Source organism: Aliivibrio sp. A6 (assembly GCF_028765505.1).
GTDB lineage: Bacteria > Pseudomonadota > Gammaproteobacteria > Enterobacterales > Vibrionaceae > Aliivibrio > Aliivibrio finisterrensis_A.
This window is the reverse complement of sequence record NZ_JARACR010000172.1, coordinates 1-218: the sequence shown is the minus strand read 5'-3', so window position 1 is coordinate 218 and position 218 is coordinate 1. Positions and strand designations below refer to the sequence as shown.

General features: G+C 36.7%; 1 protein-coding gene. It reads left to right on the top strand.

The annotated features are described in order from the left end of the window. The coding region (locus PVK70_RS19040) for a DDE-type integrase/transposase/recombinase (protein WP_274441731.1) at positions 1 to 218 on the top strand (218 nt) is incomplete at both ends.

Genomic DNA, 218 nt, shown 5'->3' with positions numbered 1-218 from the left:
GCTATAACGAACGTAGCTGATAACTTATTACGTCGAGATTTTGAATCGCCAGTAGCAAATCAAAAATGGGTAACAGACATTACTTATATCTGGGTTAAAGATCGTTGGCTATACTTAGCTACAGTAATGGATTTACATTCTAGACGTATTGTTGGTTGGTCATTGAATACAACAATGACTGAACAACTGGTGACTGATGCTTTGAAAATGGCATTCAC